General features: G+C 71.5%; 3 protein-coding genes. All 3 read left to right on the forward strand.

Annotation, left to right across the window (positions count from 1 at the left end; all coding sequences use genetic code 11):
- Window positions 1-936: molybdopterin dinucleotide binding domain-containing protein (locus BZL64_RS28915; protein WP_208639541.1), on the forward strand; the 936-nt coding region annotated here is incomplete at its 5' end.
- A gap of 124 nt (window positions 937-1,060) precedes the next feature.
- Entirely contained in the window at window positions 1,061-2,536 is a 1,476-nt protein-coding gene (locus BZL64_RS28920) for a CitMHS family transporter (RefSeq protein ID WP_086772111.1), read from the forward strand.
- A gap of 45 nt (window positions 2,537-2,581) precedes the next feature.
- Window positions 2,582-3,793 (forward strand): MFS transporter (locus BZL64_RS28925; protein ID WP_086772112.1); only part of this gene is annotated, 1,212 nt, incomplete at its 3' end.

Below are 3,793 nucleotides of genomic sequence, written 5' to 3' on the forward strand. Positions count from 1 at the left end.
GATGTGTATACGAGACAGCCGCCCTCCCAGAGCCCGCACCACGACTTCGCCTTCAACACCCTCGCCGTCCGCAACCAGGTCCGCTACAGCCGCCCCGCCGTCCCGCTGGAGCCCGGCAGGATGGCCGAGACCGAGATCCTCGCCCGGCTGACCCTGGCCGTCACCGGCATGCACGGCGCCGACCCCTCGGCCGTCGACGACCTCGTCATCGGCCAGACGCTCGGCAAAGCGGTCCAGGAACCCCACTCACCCGTGCACGGCCGCGACCCCGAGGAACTCGCCGCACAGCTCGCCGGCGAGAGCGGCCCCGAGCGCCGGCTCGACCTGATGCTGCGCCTCGGCCCCTACGGCGACGGCTTCGGCGCACACCCCGAGGGCCTCGGCCTGGAGCGGCTGCTCGCGCATCCGCACGGCATCGACCTCGGACCGCTGCGACCGCGCCTGCCGCAGCCGCTGAAGACCCGCAGCGGCAAGATCGAGCTGCTGCCCCAGCCGATCGCCGACGACCTCCCGCGGCTGCGGCGGGCGGCGGCCGAACGCCCCACCGGCCTGGTCCTCGTCGGACGCCGGCACCTGCGGTCCAACAACAGCTGGATGCACAACGTCCCCGCCCTCACCGGCGGCACCAACCGCTGCACCGTCCAGGTCCATCCCGAGGACGCCGAACGGCTCGGGCTGCGCGACGGGGAGCCGGTGCGGGTCAAGGGCGCCGGGGGAGAGGTCACCGCCCCCGCCGAGGTGACCGACGGCGTGCGCCGGGGCGTCGTCAGCATCCCGCACGGCTGGGGCCACGACCGTCCCGGCACCCGGCTGAGCCACGCCTCCACCGACCCCGGGGTCAACGTCAACCAGCTCCTCGACGGCAGCCTGCTCGACCCGCTGTCCGGCAACGCCGTCCTCAACGGAGTGCCCGTCGAACTCAGCCCACTGGGCTGACCAGGAGTTTTGCGCTTATTGCTCGCACGTCAACGTCTTGTTAACACCGTTTGAACGGTCCTAACGTCAACCCACCGCCGACCCTCAGGTGGGATGTTCAAGGGCGAACGTTAGGTATCCATTCATGCTGACCATCCTCGGCTTCGCCATGATCGCGACCTTCTTGGTCCTGATCATGCTGAAGAAGATGTCGCCGATCGCGGCGCTCGTCTTGATCCCGGCACTGTTCTGCGTCTTCGTCGGGAAGGGCGCCAAACTCGGGGACTACGTCCTCGACGGCGTCACCAGCCTCGCCCCCACCGCGGCGATGCTCATGTTCGCGATCGTCTACTTCGGTGTGATGATCGACGTCGGTCTGTTCGACCCGATCGTGCGGGCCATCCTGAAGTTCTGCAAGGCCGACCCGCTGCGCATCGTCGTCGGTACCGCGGTCCTCGCCGCGATCGTCTCCCTCGACGGCGACGGCTCCACCACCTTCATGATCACCGTCTCGGCGATGTACCCGCTGTACAAGCGCCTGAAGATGAGCCTGGTCGTGATGACCGGTGTCGCCGCGATGGCCAACGGCGTGATGAACACGCTGCCCTGGGGCGGCCCGACCGCCCGCGCCGCCACCGCGCTGAAGCTCGACGCCAGCGACATCTTCATCCCGATGATCCCGGCCCTGGCCGTCGGCCTGCTGGGCGTCTTCGCCCTCTCGTACGTCCTCGGCCGCCGCGAGCGCAAGCGGCTCGGCGTGCTGACGCTGGACGAGGTGCTGGTCGAGGAGAAGGAGACCGGGAGCACGTCCGAGACGGTGCTCGTGGGCGCCGGCACGGGTAGCGGTGCGGGTAGCGGTGGCGGTACCGGTTTCGGCAAGAAGGCCGTCCCCACGGGCGGTTCGGGTTCCGGCACCGACGCCGACGGGCCCGCCGCCGAGGAGCACGCGGGCGCCGAGGAGTCCGAGGACGACGAGCGCCTCGCCGGACTGGACCCGAACCGCACCACCCTGCGCCCCAAGCTCTACTGGTTCAACGCGCTCCTCACGGTCACGCTGCTCACCGCCATGATCATGGAGTTGCTGCCGATCCCGGTGCTGTTCCTGCTCGGCGCCGCGCTCGCGCTCACCGTCAACTTCCCGCACATGCCCGACCAGAAGGCCCGCCTCGGCGCACACGCCGAGAACGTCCTCAACGTGGCGGGCATGGTCTTCGCCGCCGCCGTCTTCACCGGCGTCCTGACCGGTACCGGCATGGTCGACAGCATGGCCAACTGGCTGGTGGACAACATCCCCGACGGCATGGGCCCGCACATGGCCTTCGTCACCGGCGTGCTGTCCATCCCGCTCACCTACTTCATGTCGAACGACGGCTTCTACTTCGGCGTCCTGCCCGTCCTCGCCGAGGCCGGCCAGGCCCACGGGGTGTCCTCGCTGGAGATCGCCCGCGCTTCCCTCGTGGGCCAGCCCCTGCACATGTCGAGCCCGCTCGTCCCGGCCGTCTACGTCCTCGTCGGCATGGCCAAGGTCGAGTTCGGCGACCACACCCGGTTCGTCGTGAAGTGGGCCGCCCTGACCAGTCTGGTGATCCTCGCGGCGGGCATGCTGTTCGGCATCATCTGACCCCCGCCCGATCCGATCCGCCCGCTCTCCCCGGAGGACAACACCATGAGGCCCGGTGGGAACCGCGGCTGGCTGCTCCGCCTCGTCATCGCCTTCGGTTTCGCGCAGGGGGCGGTGTCGATGGCCAGGCCCGCCGTCTCCTACCGGGCCCTCGCGCTGGGCGCGGACGAGCGGGCGGTCGGCGTCATCGCCGGCGTGTACGCCCTGCTCCCGCTCTTCGCCGCCGTCCCGCTGGGGCGCCGTACCGACCACGGCCGGTGCGCGCCCCTGCTGCCCTTCGGCGTGGTCCTGATATCCGGCGGCTGCGCGCTGAGCGGCGTCGCCGGCTCCCTGTGGTCCATGGCCCTGTGGAGCGGCGTCATGGGCCTCGGCCACCTCTGCTTCGTCATCGGCGCCCAGTCGCTCGTCGCCCGCCAGTCCGCGCCGCACGAACAGGACCGCAACTTCGGCCACTTCACGATCGGTGCCTCCCTCGGTCAACTGGTCGGCCCGATCGCCGCGGGCTCCCTGATCGACGGCTCGGACATGGCCGGCAGCAGCGCGCTGGCCCTCGTCGTCGCCGGCGCGGGCGCCGCGGTCGCGTTCACCTCCCTGTGGCGCGTCGAACACCGCGATACGTCCACCAAGTCCCGTACGGCGCACGGTGACCGTGTCCCGGTCGTGCGCATCCTGCGCGCCCGGGGCGTGCCCGCGGGCATCCTCGTCAGCCTCTCCGTGCTGTCCGCGACCGACATCCTCACCGCCTATCTGCCGGTGGTCGGCGAGCACCGGGGCATCCCGCCGTCCGTGATCGGCCTGCTGCTCAGTCTGCGGGCCGCCGCCACCATCGCCTGCCGCCTCGTCCTCACGCCCCTGCTGCGGCTGCTGGGGCGGACCGCGCTGCTCACCGTGACCTGCCTGCTGGCGGCCCTGCTGTGCGCCGGGATCGCGGTACCGGTACCGGTGTGGGCGCTGGCCGTGATGCTCGCGGCGCTCGGCTTCTGTCTCGGGGTCGGGCAGCCGCTGTCCATGACGACGGTCGTCCAGGCGGCGCCCGAGGGCGCCCGCTCCACGGCCCTCGCGCTGCGTCTGACCGGCAACCGCCTCGGCCAGGTCGCCGCGCCGGCCGCCGCGGGCCTGATCGCCGGTATCGCGGGCGTGGCGGCGCCGTTCGTGATGCTCGGCGGGCTGTTGCTGCTGTCGTCGGGGGTGGCGCTGCGCTCGCCGGAGCGGGCGGAACGGGCGGAGCGAGGTGGCGGCGGCCGGGGAGCCGGGGGC

The organism is Streptomyces bobili (genome assembly GCF_002154575.1).
GTDB classification, from domain to species: Bacteria; Actinomycetota; Actinomycetes; order Streptomycetales; family Streptomycetaceae; genus Streptomyces; species Streptomyces bobili.

What these genes read in the sequence shown, in the direction of transcription:
- BZL64_RS28920 (WP_086772111.1), top strand. Translation starts at nt 1,061, where the DNA reads ATGCTGACCATCCTCGGCTTCGCCATGATCGCGACCTTCTTGGTCCTG.